The organism is Streptomyces omiyaensis (assembly GCF_014650895.1).
GTDB lineage: Bacteria > Actinomycetota > Actinomycetes > Streptomycetales > Streptomycetaceae > Streptomyces > Streptomyces omiyaensis.
Genome location: NZ_BMVV01000031.1, coordinates 42,442 through 57,727, shown reverse-complemented (window position 1 = coordinate 57,727; position 15,286 = coordinate 42,442). Strand labels below are relative to the sequence as shown.

Below are 15,286 nucleotides of genomic sequence, written 5' to 3'. Positions count from 1 at the left end.
TCTCCTTCAACGGGCGTAGGCCAGGAATTCGCTGCCGTGCCGGGGAACGAGGCCGTCGAGCAGGCGGCCACGGAGAGTCAGCAGCCGGCGGGCCATCGTCGCGGCGACGCACGCGAACACCACCTCCCCGATGGCCGGGTCCCGGTCGCACAGCTCCCGGACCGCCCGGGCGTCGAACTCCAGCGCACGCACCACCGTGACCGCCGTGGCGCCGAGGTGCCAGACGTACGGCGGCATGATCCAGGAGCAGCCGAGGAGCGCGCCGCAGACGAGGGTGTCGACGGTGGCGTCCCGGCGGCCCGGTACGTGGGTGTCGAGCTCCACCCGGCCGGTCTGGATGATCCAGAAGCGGTCGGCGCGCTGCCGCTCGCGGAAGATGCGTACGCCGGCGTCGAAACGGACCGGGCGGGAGTGCTCCAGGAGCCGAGTCCGGGCTTCCGGGGAAAGATCGTCCAGCAGGGTCCGCGTGGTGGTCATGGTGTCCTCCAGCCCTTCCCCTGCAGGATCCCGTGAAGCGTGCCACGGGAGGCAGGGCCGCGAGGGCCCCGTCCAGGGGCCGATGGGCCCGTCTCAGCGGACCAGGACGGCCTCGCCGGAGCGGGGCACGACGGCCGTCCAGCCCAGTTCGTGGTCGATGCGGTCGCGCAGCGTCGCGGAGGCGGCCGGTTCGCCGTGCACGATGTAGGTGGTGTGCGGGGCGGGGGCGTTTCGGAGCCAGTCGACGATCTGAGCGGCGTCGGCGTGGGCGGAGAAGTGGGGCACGTCGGCGACCTCGGCCCGTACGGGCACGTACTCGCCGAACATCTTCAGCGTGCGGGCCCCGTCCACGAGGTCCCGGGCGCGGGTTCCGGCGGCGGCGAAGCCGACCACGACGACGGCGTTGCGCGGGTCGGGCAGGAGCCTGTGGAGGTGGTGCAGGACGCGGCCGCCGGTGGCCATGCCGGCGGAGGAGACGATGACGGCGGGGCCGTGCGCGCTGTTGATGTCGATGGATTCCTGGACGGTCCGGGCGGCGAGGAACGGCGCCGGGCTCAGCGCGGCCTCGCCCCGGGCGAGGATCTCGGGCCGCAGCTCGGGAGAGTGCTCGCGCAAGGCGTCGCGGTAGACGTCGAGCGCGGCCAGGGCCATGGGACTGTCGACGTAGACGGGCACCGAGCGGGGCAGGACGCCCGTCTCGCGCAGCCGTGTCAGTTCGTGGAGGACGACCTCGGTGCGGTCGATCGCGAAGGCCGGGATCACGACGGTGCCGCCCCGTACGAGGGTCCGCCCGATGACCGAGGCGAACTCCGAGCGGGCGGATTCCTGGTCGTGGCGGCGGTCGCCGTACGTCGACTCCACCAGCAGCACGTCGGCGCCGGAGAACGGTTCCGGCGGCAGCAACAACGGGTGCCCGGGGCGCCCCAGGTCGCCGGAGACGGCCAGGGTGTGTCCGTCCTCCAGGGTGAGGCGGGCCCAGGCCGAGCCGAGGATGTGCCCGCCGTGGTGGAGCGTCAGCCGGGTGCCGGACATGATCTCCACGTCCGCCCCGACGGGAATCGGGTCGAAGAAGGACAGCGTCCTGTCGACGTCGGTCTCGTCGTAGAGCGGTTTCGCCGGACGGTGCTTGGACCAGCCGTGCTCGTCGGCGTGGCGGGCCGCCTCCATCTGGAGCCGGGCGCTGTCCCGCAGCACGATTCCGGCGAGCCGGGCCGTGTGCGGGGTCGCGAGGATCGGCCCGCGGAATCCCTGCCTGACCAGGCGCGGCAGATAGCCGCAGTGGTCCAGATGGGCGTGGGTGATGACCACCGCGCGGACGTCGGCCGCGTCCCGGGCGAACCGGTCCCAGTTGCGCCGCCGCAGCTTCGCGAAACCCTGGAAGAGACCACAGTCGACAAGGATCCGGGCATGGTCGCTCTCGACCAGGAACTTGCTGCCGGTGACCGTCCCCACGCCGCCCAGGAAACTGAGCAGGGCGGGGCGCGGCACCGACGGGACGGTGTGCGCTGCTGCCTCGGACATGGGAGGGCCCTCCTTCGGGCAAGGGGCCGGCCGCACCGGTCCGACTCCACCCTCGCGCCGCCCGGAGCCGCGGGCCAGGGGCCCGAGGGGCCCTGGCCGGGGACCGACCGGCCCATGCGCGCGGAGGTGACGCGGAGCGAGCCTGACGGTGGGATCCGTGGGAGCAGACCCGCGGACCGGCCGGGAAGGCGGTCGTCATGAAGGCTCTCGTGTTCCGGGGAACGGGCCGGGTCGCGTGGCAGGACGTGCCCGATCCCGCGGTGAAGGACGCGGCGGACGCGATCGTGCGCGTCGACGCCGTCACCCTCTGCGGTACGGATCTGCACATCGTCAAGGGGGACGTGCCCGAGGTCGAACCCGGGCGGGTCCTCGGTCACGAGGCGGTCGGCACCGTGATGGAGACGGGCGGCGACGTCCGGACGGTGCGGCCCGGCGACCGGGTCCTGATCTCCTGCATCTCCTCCTGTGGACGCTGCCGCTTCTGCCGCGAGCAGCGCTACGGGCAGTGCCGGGGCGGAGGCGGCTGGGTCCTCGGCCACCTGATCGACGGCACCCAGGCCGAGTACGTCCGCGTGCCCTTCGCCGACCTCTCCGTCCACCCGGTCCCCAGCGGCGTCGACAGCTTCGACGCCGTGCTCCTCGCCGACATCTTCCCCACCGCCTACGAGGTGGGCGTCCTCAACGGCGGCGTGCGGCCGGGCGACACCGTCGTCGTGGTCGGCGCGGGCCCCATCGGCCTCGCGGCGATCATCACCGCGCGCCTCTACAGCCCCGGCCGGATCGTCGCCGTCGACCTGGACGACTCCCGCCTCTCCGCCGCCCGCCGGCTCGGCGCCGACGCCGCCGCGACGGCCGGGGAGGAACCGGAACAGCTCGTCGCCGACCTGACCGACGGCCTCGGCGCCGACGTCGTCATGGAGGCCGTGGGAGTGCCGCAGACCTTCGAGATGTGCACCCGGATGGTCCGCCCCGGGGGCCGCGTCGCCAACATCGGCGTCCACGGCAAGCCCGCCACCCTCCACCTGGAAGACCTGTGGATCAAGGACGTCACCCTCACCACCGGCCTCGTCGACACCTCCTCGACGCCGATGCTGCTGCGGATGATGGCCGCCGGCCGGCTCCCCACCGCAGAGCTGGTCACCCACCGCTTCGAACTCGGGCAGATGGAGGAGGCGTACGACGTCTTCGGTCGCGCCGCCCGGACCGGCGCGATCAAGGTCGCGCTCGGCGGGCCGCAGCACACGGCCGTCGACACCGCGCCGGCCACGGGTGCCGGATGAACGACCAGGGAGCCGCATGACCGACCACGGAGCCCGTACCGCGCCTCCCCGCGCCGTCGTCCTCGACACCGACGGTGTGCTGATCGACTCCGCCGCCGTCCACGCCGCCGCCTGGAAGACCGCCTTCGACGGCTGCCTTCCCCGGTGGGCGGCAGGGGCGGTGAACGGGGAATCGTTCGACGCGGACGCCGACTACCGGAGGTACGTCGACGGCAGGTCCAGATACGACGGGGCCGCCGCCTTCCTGGCGGCCCGGGGCATCCGCCTCCCGGCCGGGACGGCGGACGATCAGCCCGGCTGCGACACGGTACGGGCTGTTGCCGCGCGCAAGGAGCAAGCCTTCCGTGACGCCCTGCGCGCCCGACCGGTCACCGGTTTCCAGGACGCCTCGCGGGCCCTGACGGCCTTGAGCTCCCTCCGCGTACCCGCCGCGGCGGTCTCCGCCTCCCGCCACGCCCGTGCGCTGCTCGCGTCCGCGGACATGGAGCGGCTCCTCACCACCGTCGTGGACGGTGAGGGCGCGGCCGGGCTGGGGCTGGCGGGCAAGCCGGACCCCGCGCTCTTCCTCCACGCGGCGCACGTCCTCGGCGTCCGCCCCCGGCACTGCGCGGTCGTCGAGGACGCCCTCGCCGGCGTCCTGGCCGGCCGCCGTGGAGGCTTCGGCCTCGTCGTCGGCGTCGACCGCACCCCGGACCGGCACACCACCGACGCGCTGCGCGAACACGGCGCCCACCTCGTCGTCACCGACCTCATGGAGTGCGTGGAGGCGGTGTGGGGAGCGGAGCCGTGAACTCGGGAAGGAACGGCTGGACCTGGGAGTACGCCGGATACGTGCCGGAGCGGGAGCGACTGGTGGAAGCCCTTTGCACCCTCGGCAACGGCCGGTTCGCCACCCGGGGTTCCGCACCCGAGTGCACCGCCGGCACCGTGCACTATCCGGGCACCTACCTCGCCGGCTGCTACGACCGGCGCACCTCGCTGGTCGAAGGCCGCGCGGTGGAGAACGAGGACCTCGTCAACCTCCCGAACTGGACGCTGCTGCGGTACCGCCCCCTGCCGGAGGGCGAAGCGGCCGGCCCGTGGCTCTCACCCGACTCCGGCGAACTGCGCCACTACGGCGTCCGGCTCGACCTGCGGCGCGGAATCCTTCACCGCGACCTCCTCTTCCGGGACCCCCGGGGGCGCGGACTGCGCGTGGGACACACCCGGATCGTCCACATGGGAGCCCCCGGGCTCGCCGCCCAGCGCACCACCTTCCACGCCTACGGCTGGCGCGGCGAGATCGAGGTCGAGTCCGTGCTCGACGGCGACGTCGCCAACACCGGCGTCGAGCGCTACCGCCACCTGGAGAGCCGGCACCTGTCCGGCCACCGCACGGTCCTCTCGTCCGGCGGGGTCGCCGGGCTGTCCTGTCGCACGGACGATCCGGGCCACCTGATCGCCCTGGCCGTCCGTACGGACACGAGCCCCGAGCGCCCCGCCCGGACCATCGGCACCTCGACCGGCACCGTGCAGGCGTACCGTCTGCCGATCGCCAGGGGCCGGCCGGCGTGGTGCACCAAGACGCTGGCCCTGCGCACCTCGTCGGACCGCCCGCCGGGCGACCCGCTCGCAGCGGCCATCGAGGCCGCCACCCACGCCGCCGCCTTCCCCGCCCTGCGGGCCGCGCATGAAGCGGCGTGGCGGCGGCTGTGGGAGGAGGGCGAGCTGCACGTGCCCGGAGAGGCGGGCCGCATCCTGCGCCTGCACCTGTTCCACCTGCTGCAGACCCTCTCCCCGCACACCGCCGACCTCGACGTGGGCGTCCCGGCCCGGGGCCTGCACGGCGAGGCCTACCGGGGCCATGTCTTCTGGGACGAACTCTTCGTCCTGCCCTACCTCGGCCTCCACTTCCCCGAAGTGGCCAGAGCACTGCTGATGTACCGCCACCGGCGCCTCCCGGCCGCCCGAGAGGCCGCCCGGCGCGCCGGCCTGCGCGGAGCCATGTACCCCTGGCAGAGCGGCGGTTCGGGAAACGAGGAGACCCAGGAGACGCACCTCAATCCGCGCTCGGGCCGCTGGCTGCCCGACCACTCCCGGCTCCAGCGGCACGTCGGCTCGGCCGTCGCCTACAACGCCTGGAAGTACGCACGGGCCACCGGCGACCGCGGCTTCCTGCACGGCGAGGGCGCCGAGATCCTGCTGGAGGTCGCCCGGTTCTGGGCGGGCGCCGCCGTCCTCGACCCCGCGCTGGGGCGCTACCGCGTCCGCGGCGTGGTCGGTCCGGACGAGTACCACGACGCCTATCCCGGCGCGGAGGTTCCGGGCGTCGACGACAACGCCTACACGAACGTGACCGCCGCCTGGGTGCTCGCCCGCGGTCTCGATCTGCTGAGCCAACTCCCCCTCGCACGGCGGGAGGAGCTGTGCGGACGCCTCGCCCTGGACGACGAGGACCTCGCCCGGTGGGACGACGTGTCACGCCGTCTGCACGTGCCGTTCCACCAAGGGGTGATCAGCCAGTTCGAAGGATTCGGGGAACTGGCGGAGCTCGACTGGGAGGCGTACCGCGCCCGCTACGGCGACATCCGCCGCCTGGACCGGATCCTGGAGGCGGAGGGCGACACCGTCAACCGCTACCAGGCGTCGAAGCAGGCCGACACCCTCATGCTCGGCTACCTCTTCCGCCCCGACGAGCTCGCCGGACTGTTCGCACGGCTCGGACACCGGCTGGACGACAAGACCTGGCGGAGCACAGTGGACTACTACCTGCGCCGCACCAGCCACGGCTCGACCCTCAGCAGCCTCGTCCACGGCTGGGTGCTCGCCCGCCTGAAGGGCGCCGGAGCCTGGCGGTACTGCGAGGAGGCCCTGCTCTCCGACGTGGCGGACGTCCAGGGCGGCACCACCGGAGAGGGCATCCACCTCGGCGCGATGGCCGGCACGATCGACCTGGTCGAGCGCGGGATCACCGGCCTGGAGGCCGACCCGGAGGGACTGCGGGTGGATCCCGTCGCACTCCGTGAGCTGCCCCGCTTCGCCTTCACGCTGTCCTGCGGCGGCCATCGAGGCATCCGCCTGCGCATGCTCCCCGCGCGCCTGGGGGTACGCGTCCCCGCCGGTCCGGGAGGCCCCTTCTCCCTCGTCCTGCCCGGAGAACGGAGGTTCACAGTCCTTCCCGGCGAGGAGCGCTGGTTCAGGCTGTGAGCCGGTCCGCGTCGAGTCACGCGAAGGAGAGGACGTCCGGGACGGCCCGTCGGGGCGTCGCCCGGCCGGCCGGTCCGTAGCCCAGACGGACGATCATGTGGACGTAACCGACGTTCGAAAGGGGGTCCCGGGCGTCGAAGCGGAGTTCCGGCCATTCCAGGGGTTGTGACATGAGGGAGGTGGCGAGCCCGTCGAGCATGGCCTGAAGCAGGACGCGGTGCAGGGCCTGGCCGGCCATCAGCCACGACTCCGGCGTGTCCGCGGCGGTTCCGAGCAGGGCGATCTGCGGTGTCTTCTCGAAGCGGGCCGACGGGCGGGAGGGCATGCGGCCGGGGGCGCCGAAATCCCGGACGGGCGCGGTGGTGTCGTACTGACGGGGACCGAAGGCGTAGGCGGGGACGCCGTCGGCGCCGGTCCCTTCGTCGTCCGCTCCTGTCCGCGTCCAGGCCGCGATCTCGGCGCGGACGGCGTCGTCGGCTGCCTCGAACAGAGCGGAGGCGTGGACGAGGTCCATGACGGTGTCGGTGTGCCAGTCGCCGGGGACGATCAGGCGGCAGCCCTCCAGCCGGGCGGCGGCGCAGAGGCCGTCGAGCAGTTCGGCGGGGATCGGCTCCTCGGTGAACGGGAAGCGGCTGGTGTGCCGTCGCGCCAGGGCGGGATGGAGCACCCCCAGATCGCCGGCGGCCTCCGCGGGGCCGTCGAACCGCACGTCGGCGAGGTGCCAGGGATCCTCGGCCGTGGGCAGCAGACGGACGGCGGGACGCAGGTTCCGGTGCTCGGCGGCCACCCGCAGACCGAACAGGGCGGCGCCACAGCCGAGGTGAAGGGCCCGGTGGACGGGGTCCTGGCGGGGCATGCCGCGGGTCGGGTCGCCGTGGAGTTCGAGAACACCGGACGCCTCCCGGTGCACGAACCGCCATGGCTGGGCGTTGTGCATCGAGGGCGCCAGGACGGCTTCCTCCACCAGCGAGGTGACGAGGGGACGGGGGAGAAGGGCGGTGGGGGACACGGTACGTCCTGTCTGTACGGGGCGGTCATCACGAGAAGTCGTAGGCCGACCGCGTGGGCGGGCCCTCGACGCGGGGCCCGTCGTCACGTGCGGACAGCCGGTCCACGACGGCGACCACGCCTTCCACGCGTTCGGCCAGACGCCGGAGCATCGCGGCCTGACTCCGCAGCCGGACCCGCCCGTCGAGGGTCACCACGCCGTCCAGGACGTGCACGTCGACCGCGTCGGCCGGCAGGTCCAGGGCGTCCGCGAGGACCTCCTCGCGGACGCGCCGCCTGATCTCGGCGTCCGGACGGAGGAAGACGCGGAGCAGGTCGCGGCGGGTGACGATGCCCACCAGCCGCTCCTCCTCGTCGACCACGGGCAGGCGTTCGACCCCGCGGCGCACCATGAGACGGGCCGCGTCGGCGGCCGCCTCCTCGGCGTGCACGGTGACGGCCGGAGCGCTCATCACGTCCCGTGCGGTCAGGGCCCGGCGGGCCAGGAGGTCGCTCTCGGAGACCACGCCGACGACGTGGTCGTCGGCGTCCACGACGGGCAGCCCGCTGATGTCGTGCTCGGCGAGGAGCTTCGCCACGTCCCGGAACGACATGCCGGGGACGGCGGAGACCACGTCGTCGGTCATCAGGCCGCCGACCTTGAGGTGCTTCATCGCGGGCCCTCCCGTTCGGACAGTCGGCAGACGGGTCTTCACGCCACCACCGTCCACCGCGCCGCCACGCGTCGGCGAGGGGCCGAACGGTCCACCGACGGGCCCGACCGGGCCCCTGCCGGTTCCGCGTCGCCGTCGCGTGGGCCCTTTGGCCCCACCTCTGCCCCCAGCGGCCCTCCGGTCCTCCGGTGCGCGGTGCGAGAGTCGAAGGGCAGTCCTCACGCATCCGGCAAGGAGGAGCCATGGCCGCAGCCCCGCGACTCCGGCACCCCGGAAGTGTCGTCGCCGGTGTCGACGGATCCGAAGAGGCGCTGTCCGCCGCCCTGTGGGCCGCCGAAGAAGCGTTCCTGCGGAGATCGGCCCTCTTCCTCGTCCACGCGACGGACACGGACGCCCTCGCCCGGTACCTCTTCCAGGCCGAGATCGAGGAGAGTCGCAGGACCGGTCGCGAAGTCCTCGACCACGCCGCCGAGACGGTCTCCGCGCACCACCCGGAGGTGACCGTCCTCAAGGAACTGAGCGCCCGCCCGCCCTCCGAGGCGCTGCGGCACGCCGCCGCCCTGAGCGGCACGATCGTCGTCGGCCACCGTGGCCGTGGCGGCTTCGCCTCGCTGCTCCTCGGATCGGTGGGCCTGCGGACCGCGGCGACCGCGAGCAGACCGGTGATCGTGGTCCGGGGCCACGCCGAGACAGCACACCCGGGTGTCGTCCTGGCGGGGATACGGGACGACCACGACCTCGGCTGCGCGCGAGCGGCCGCACGCGAGGCCCTGCTGCGAGGGCAGCCGCTCCGACTTCTGCACGTATGGCGAACGGCCTGGCCACGGGGCGAGCGGACGGCACCGCGTACAGGCCCCTGCCACCAGGCCGCCGACCGCGTGCGCGTGCAGTCCCGGACGACCGGACTCCTGCGGGAGGAGTTCCCCGATCTGAAGATCGAGACCGAGGGCGTGAAGAACCCCAGCGTGCCCGGAGCCCTCGTCGAGGCGAGCCGTGACGCCGACCTCCTGGTCGTCGGCGGCCGCCGCGCCCCCGACTACCTGGGGCCGACCCTGGGCCGGACCACACTCGCCCTGCTGCAACACGCCCACTGCCCGGTGGAACTCGTCCCCCGGCACGGACCCGGACACGGGAGCACCTCATGAGCACCATCCCGGAACACCGCGAGATCATCGTCGGCGTCGACCCCGTGCGCGAAGGACACCTCGCTCTGGCCTGGGCCGCCGACGAGGCCCTCCGCCGCCGGCTCGTCCTCCGCCTCGTCGTCGCCGTACCACCCCCGCACGACACCCAGCACGTCGACGACACACCCCGCCACCAGGCCAGGACCCGGCGCGGCAAGGACGCCCTGCGCGCCGCGACCGACTGGGTCAGGGCCAGACAACCGGAGGTGCACGTCGGCTCCGCGCTCGTCGACGGTTTCCCGGCGGCTGTGATCGCGGGAAGGGCACAGCGGGCCGCCATGGCCGTCCTCGGCTCCCGGCACCTGAGCCGCACCGAGGAGTTCCTCAGCGCCGGATCCCTCGTCGTCCCGGTCACCGCCCAGGCCCGCTGCCCGGTGGTCGTGGTCGGCGACGCCGAGCACATCACCCAGGACCCGCCCCACCTCGTCGTCGGCGTCGACGGCAGCGAATCCTCCCGGGCGGCGCTCGCCTTCGCCTTCGAGGAAGCCGACCTCCGGCGCTGCTCCGTGCGGGCCGTCGCGGTCTGGCAGCCGCCCGTCTTCACCCTCCGTACGGGGGACACCCTCTTCCACGCCGAGCGCCTGCTGCTCTCGGAGACCACCGCCGGATGGGCGGAGAAGTACCCCGACGTCCGCCTCACCCACGAGGTGCTCATCGGCTCGCCCGTCGAACTGCTCGCCGACGCCGCCGAGCACGCCCTGGCCGTCGTCGTGGGCCGCCGGGGCCGGGGCGGCTACACCGGCATGCGCGTCGGCTCCGTCGTCCACGGACTGCTGCACCGGGCCCACTGCCCCGTGATCACCGTCCCCACAGGGTGAGCGCGCGCCATGACGACGCCGGCCGAAGCCGAAGCGGTCCGGACCTCCCCGGCGACAGGACTCACCCCGGCGGAGGCGGCCCGACGGCTCGCCGCCGACGGGCCCAACGAGGTGGCCGCCCGCCGGCCCGTACGGCTGTACAGCCGGGTCCTCGCCCAGCTCCGAGATCCGCTGATCATGGTCCTGCTCGGTGCCGTCGCGCTGACCCTGGCGATCGGGGACCACCCCGACGCGATCGTCATCGGCCTGGTCGTCCTCGTGAACACCACCGTCGGCGTCGTCCAGGAGGTCCGCGCGGACAACGCCGTCGCCGCTCTGTCGGCCCTCAGCGCCCCGCACGCGCGCGTGCGGCGGGACGGAACGGTCCGCGACGTCGCGGCCGCGGAGGTCGTCGTCGGCGACGTCCTGGTCCTCGGCGAGGGCGACATCGTCGCCGCGGACGCCCTGCTCGGCGAGGCGTCCGCCCTGCTCCTGGACGAGTCCATGCTCACCGGGGAATCCGTGCCGGTGGACAAGGACGCCGACGACCTCCTGAGCGCGGGAACCGTCGTCGCACGCGGCCGGGGCGTGGCCGCCGTCACCGCGACGGGCCCGAGGAGCGCCCTCGGCCGCATCGCCGCTCTGCTCGACGACCGGCGCGAGGCGACCCCCCTGCAACACCGCCTCGCCGCCCTCGGCCGGATCCTCGCCGCGGTGACGCTGGCCCTGTGCGTGCTGGTCTTCGCCCTCGGCCTCGTACGCGGTCTGCCGCCCGGCACCATGGCGGTGACCGCCATCAGCCTGGCCGTGGCCGCCGTACCCGAATCCCTGCCCGCCGTCGTCACACTCGCTCTCGCCCTCGGGGCCCGCCGCATGGTCGCCCGCCATGCCCTGGTGCGACGACTGCCGGCGGTGGAGACCCTGGGCTCGGTGTCCGTCCTCGCCACCGACAAGACCGGCACCCTCACGGAGGGGCGCATGGTCGTCCAGCGGGTCTGGACGCCCGAAGTGCGCGTCGGGCTCACGGGCGTCGGCTACGAACCGGAGGGGGAGGTCCTGATCGCCGGGAGACCCGCCGCCCCGGACGAGCTCGCGCCGGTACGGGAGCTGCTGAGGACGACCGTCCTCTGCAACGACGCCACGCTGCGCCCGCCCGACGCCACGGATCCCCCAAGCCGCTGGACCGCCGTGGGCGACCCCATGGAAGCCGCCCTCCTCTCGGCGGCGGCCAAGGCGGGATGTCCCCCGGAGCCGGAGCTGAGGGCAGACCTCCCACGGATCGCCGAAGCCCCCTTCGACAGCCTCCGCAAGCGCATGACCACCCTGCACCGGGCAGCCCCGGGACAGATCCTCGTCTGTCTGAAGGGAGCGCCCGAAGCGGTCCTCGCCCCGACGGTACTGAGCGGCGCGGACGCGGACACCCTCGCGAGAGCCGGGAAGGCGGCCGCGGACCTCGCGGGAGAGGGCTACCGGGTGCTCGCCGTGGCGTCAGGCGTGCGCGGCGACGTGCCGGAACCGGTCGCCGCGGCCGAGTCGGGGCTGAAGCTCCTCGGCCTCGTGGCGTTGAGCGACCCGCCGAAGCCCCACGCGCACCGGACGCTCGCCTCCTGCCGCGCGGCCGGCATCACCCCCGTCCTCATCACGGGCGACCACCCGGCCACGGCCCGTGCCGTGGCGGACAGCGTCGGCCTCACCGGCGAGACCGACGGCCACACGGCCCGAGTCGTCACCGGAGCGGACGTCGCCGCCGGCCGGATCCCCGACCTCACGTCCGTACGCGTCTTCGCCCGCACCGACCCCCAGCAGAAGCTCGACATCGTCGCGGCCTGGCGGGCGAGGGGCGCGGTCACGGCCATGACCGGCGACGGCGTCAACGACGGTCCCGCCCTGCACCGGGCCGACATCGGCGTGGCCATGGGCGCCCGCGGCACCGAGGTCGCACGCCAGGCCGCCGACCTCGTCCTCACGGACGACGAACTCGCGACGGTCGTGTCGGCGATCGAGGAGGGGCGGCGCGTCTACGACAACATCCGTCGCTTCCTCGTCTACGGGATGGCGGGCGGGGCGGCGGAGATCCTCGTGATGCTGGCCGGCCCCCTCCTCGGACTGCCCCTGCCGCTGCGAGCGGGGCAGATCCTCTGGATCAACCTCCTCACCCACGGTCTCACCGGGGTCGCCATGGGCGCCGAACCGGCAGTGCCCGGGACGATGCGACGCCCGCCACGCCCTCCTGACCAGCACATTCTCGGCGGCGGCGCCTGGCAGCGACTGCTGGTCCTCGCCGCCGTCGTCACGGCGGCGTCCCTCGGCGCGGGCCTGGCCGCGCAGGCACTCGGTCTCGACTGGCAGAGCGTCCTCTTCCTCGCCCTGCTCGCGGCCCAGCTCGGAGTCGTCCTCGGACTGCGAGCCCGGCTGTTCACCCGGAAGAACCTGTTCCTCCCGGTCTCGGTCCTCGCCTCCGCCCTCCTGGCCCTGGCGGCGCTGTACGTGCCCTTCCTCCGTACCGCCCTCGACACGGACCCCCTCGGAGGCGCGGGACTCGCCCTGGCGGCGGCGTGTGCGCCGGCCGGATTCCTCGCGGCACGTGCCGTTCGTACCGCCTTCCGGCCATCGGGTCCGGCAGGAACGGACGAGGGAATCGGACTACGGTGAAACCGGGCACGGCGGACGCCGTGCGCACCGGACGTGACCGGAGGTTCCGATGGGCCGGGTAGGTGCCGGACCGGGGGACGCCAGGCTGCCGAGGCTCCGGCTCGACGAGCTGCTGGACGAGCTCCAGGCCCGCATCGACGAGGTGCGGGGTACCAGGGACCGCCTCACGGGGCTCCTGGAGGCCGTCATCTCGGTGGGGCGGGAGCTGGACCTGCCGCAGGTGCTGCGCGGCATCGTCGAGGCCGCCGTCTCCCTGGTCGACGCCGAGTACGGTGCCCTGGGCGTCATCGGCGAGGACCGGCGGCTGTCGGAGTTCCTCCCCATCGGCATCGGCGACGACCTGCGCTCACAGATCGGTGCGCTGCCTTCCGGCCATGGCATCCTCGGTGAACTCATCCGCAACCCCGAGCCGCTGCGTCTCACCGAACTGTCCGAGCACCCGGCCTCGTACGGCTTCCCGGCCCACCATCCGCCCATGCACTCGTTCCTCGGTGTCCCCATTCGGGTCCGCGACGAGGTCTTCGGCAACCTCTACCTCACCGAGAAGCGCGGCGGAGCCGACTTCGACGCCGAGGACGAGGCCGTCGTCACCACGCTCGCCGTGGCCGCGGGCATCGCCATCGAGAACGCCCGGCTGTACGAGGAGGGCAGGCGCAGGCAGCGCTGGCTCGCCGCGAGCTCCGACTTCACCAGCGCCCTGCTCTCCGGTACGGGGGAGACGGAGGTCCTGGACGGGATGCTGGAACAGGCCGTGGACATCGCCGAGGCGGACATGGGCGTCTTCTACCTGGTCGGCCCGGGTGGCGAACTCCGCGGCTCGCTGGCCCGAGGTGCGGGGGCCGACACCCACCGTGGGGTCGTCCTGCCCAGCAGCGAGGGCACCCTGGCGGCCGCCGCCCTCGCCGAGACCGACGGACTGATCACCGTGACCGACGTCTCCAGCGACGCGCGGGTGACCGTCCAGCCCGAACGGTGGAAGGGCTTCGGGCCGGCGGTGGCGGTCACCGTGGGCACCAAGGAGCGCCTCAGCGGTGTCCTGATCCTCGCCCGGCACAGTGGGCGCACGCCCTTCCTGAGCGCCGACACCGCCGCCCTCCCCGGCTTCGCGGGTCAGGCGGCCCTGGCACTGGAACTGGCCGACCGCCGCCGCGATGCCGAACAGGTCACCCTGCTGGAGGACCGCGACCGCATCGCCCGCGACCTGCACGACCTGGCGATCCAGCGCCTCTTCGCCACCGGCATGACCTTGCAGAGCGCCCGGCGCTTCATCGAGCATCCGGAGGCGGTGGACAGACTGGCCAGGGCGATCGACGACCTCGACGCCACCATCAAGATCATCCGATCGACCATCTTCGGCCTCCGGGAACACGACACCCCCGGCACCGCACCCAAGCTCAGGAGCCGCGTCGTCACCGCGGTCGATGCGGGCGCGGCCACCCTCGGCTTCGCTCCCGCGCTCCGCATGGAGGGCTTGCTGGACACCGACGTGCCCGCCGACATCGCCGACGACGTGGTCGCCGTGATCGGCGAAGCCCTCACCAACGTCGCCCGCCACGCTTGTGCCCACAGGACTGAGGTCGCCGTGCTCGCGGACGACGGGACCCTGGAGGTGACGGTAAGCGACGACGGCGTCGGCCTGCCGTCGGACCGGACCGACAGGGGACTGCGCAACCTCGCGGAGCGAGCCGAGCGCCTCGGGGGCTCCCTCGCCGTCCACTCCCCGCCGGAACCCGACGGGGGAACCCACCTCACCTGGCGCATCCCCCTCCCCCCGGACGACGGACAGGAAAGCTAACCGTTCCCCGTCCCGTGCTCATGGGCCTGCGCGGCGATCACCGCCGCCTGGACCCGTCGCTCCACCCCCAGCTTGCCGAGCAGCCGGGAGATGTGGTTCTTCACCGTCTTCTCCGACAGATAGAGCCGCTTGGCGATCTGCCGGTTGGTGAGTCCTTCGCCGATCAGCTCCAGCACGGACCGCTCACGTTCGGACAGCGCGGCGAGCCGCTCGTCCTCCGGCGGCTGCGCCGCCTCCGGATCCCGCAGCGAACGCATCAGCCGGGCCGTGGTGGCCGGGTCGAGCATCGACTGCCCCGTCGCCACGGTCCGTACGGCCGACACGAGATCGGACCCCTTGATCTGCTTGAGGACGTACCCCGAAGCCCCGGCCATGATCGCGTCGAGCAGGGCGTCCTCGTCGTCGAACGAGGTCAGCATCAGGCACGCCAGCTCCGGCATCCGCGACCGCAGCTCCCGGCACACGGCGATCCCGTCGCCGTCGGGCAGCCGTACGTCGAGGACCGCCACGTCCGGGCGCAGCGCGGGCCCCCGGGCCAGGGCCTGGTCGGCCGTGGAGGCTTCCCCGACGACCCGCAGGTCGGGCTCGTCGTCGATCAGGTCGCGCAGTCCCCGGCGGACGACCTCGTGATCGTCCACCAGGAAGACCCGCGTCGGTTTCCCGGCTGCCGGCATCTCGGTCATGGCGACCCCTGTCCTCAGCGGCTGTCCACCCGCCCCCACAAGGATTGTCC

General features: G+C 73.5%; 12 protein-coding genes. 7 read left to right on the top strand and 5 right to left on the bottom strand.

The genetic code is table 11. From position 1 onward, the window contains the following. Positions 1-6: 6 nt before the first annotated feature. Together IE287_RS33120 and IE287_RS33115 are read right to left on the bottom strand one after the other, a co-directional pair. Positions 7-477, bottom strand: coding sequence for a cyclic nucleotide-binding domain-containing protein (locus IE287_RS33120; RefSeq protein ID WP_189852955.1), 471 nt, complete (start codon positions 475-477; stop codon positions 7-9). A gap of 93 nt (positions 478-570) precedes the next feature. Continuing rightward, positions 571-1,998, bottom strand: coding sequence for an MBL fold metallo-hydrolase RNA specificity domain-containing protein (locus IE287_RS33115; RefSeq protein WP_189852954.1), 1,428 nt, complete (start codon positions 1,996-1,998; stop codon positions 571-573). Between the two features lie 197 nt (positions 1,999-2,195). Between IE287_RS33115 and IE287_RS33110 the strand changes: the two genes are divergently transcribed. The 3 genes from IE287_RS33110 to IE287_RS33100 are packed head-to-tail and all read left to right on the top strand — an operon-like array spanning position 2,196 to position 6,464. Then, positions 2,196-3,278 (top strand): zinc-dependent alcohol dehydrogenase family protein, encoded by a 1,083-nt coding sequence (locus IE287_RS33110; RefSeq protein WP_189852953.1) that lies wholly within the window; start codon positions 2,196-2,198, stop codon positions 3,276-3,278. Positions 3,279-3,294: 16 nt separating this feature from the next. Further along, positions 3,295-4,068 carry an HAD family hydrolase gene (locus IE287_RS33105; protein ID WP_189852952.1) on the top strand — a complete coding sequence of 258 codons (774 nt, stop codon included), beginning with the start codon at positions 3,295-3,297 and terminating at the stop codon, positions 4,066-4,068. After that, complete coding sequence (locus IE287_RS33100) at positions 4,065-6,464, top strand: glycoside hydrolase family 65 protein (RefSeq protein ID WP_189852951.1); 2,400 nt, start codon at positions 4,065-4,067, stop codon at positions 6,462-6,464. The genes IE287_RS33105 and IE287_RS33100 overlap by 4 nt, the downstream gene beginning before the upstream one ends. A gap of 16 nt (positions 6,465-6,480) precedes the next feature. Here IE287_RS33100 and IE287_RS33095 read toward each other — a convergent pair whose 3' ends face one another. Both IE287_RS33095 and IE287_RS33090 read right to left on the bottom strand, forming a co-directional pair. After that, positions 6,481-7,473: an Acg family FMN-binding oxidoreductase gene (locus tag IE287_RS33095; RefSeq protein ID WP_229883891.1), complete on the bottom strand. Its 993-nt coding sequence runs from the start codon at positions 7,471-7,473 to the stop codon at positions 6,481-6,483. Positions 7,474-7,501: 28 nt separating this feature from the next. Continuing rightward, the gene (locus IE287_RS33090; RefSeq protein WP_189852950.1) at positions 7,502-8,125 is read right to left on the bottom strand and encodes a CBS domain-containing protein; all 624 of its coding nucleotides are present in this window, start codon (positions 8,123-8,125) and stop codon (positions 7,502-7,504) included. Positions 8,126-8,367: 242 nt separating this feature from the next. Between IE287_RS33090 and IE287_RS33085 the strand changes: the two genes are divergently transcribed. From IE287_RS33085 to IE287_RS33070, 4 genes are read left to right on the top strand one after another with little or no spacing between them, the layout of a single operon-like run. Continuing rightward, complete coding sequence (locus IE287_RS33085) at positions 8,368-9,270, top strand: universal stress protein (RefSeq protein ID WP_189852949.1); 903 nt, start codon at positions 8,368-8,370, stop codon at positions 9,268-9,270. Further along, positions 9,267-10,127 (top strand): universal stress protein, encoded by an 861-nt coding sequence (locus IE287_RS33080; protein WP_189852948.1) that lies wholly within the window; start codon positions 9,267-9,269, stop codon positions 10,125-10,127. The genes IE287_RS33085 and IE287_RS33080 overlap by 4 nt, the downstream gene beginning before the upstream one ends. Positions 10,128-10,136: 9 nt before the next feature. After that, positions 10,137-12,758, top strand: a complete 2,622-nt coding sequence (locus IE287_RS33075; protein WP_189852947.1) for a cation-translocating P-type ATPase — start codon at positions 10,137-10,139, stop codon at positions 12,756-12,758. 49 nt (positions 12,759-12,807) lie between these two features. Further along, entirely contained in the window at positions 12,808-14,553 is a 1,746-nt protein-coding gene (locus tag IE287_RS33070) for a sensor histidine kinase (protein WP_189852946.1), read from the top strand. On the opposite strand, the gene IE287_RS33065 is transcribed toward IE287_RS33070, so the two are convergent. Further along, complete coding sequence (locus IE287_RS33065; RefSeq protein ID WP_189852945.1) at positions 14,550-15,236, bottom strand: response regulator; 687 nt, start codon at positions 15,234-15,236, stop codon at positions 14,550-14,552. The two genes, IE287_RS33070 and IE287_RS33065, sit on opposite strands and share 4 nt — an antisense overlap. Positions 15,237-15,286 lie beyond the last annotated feature (50 nt).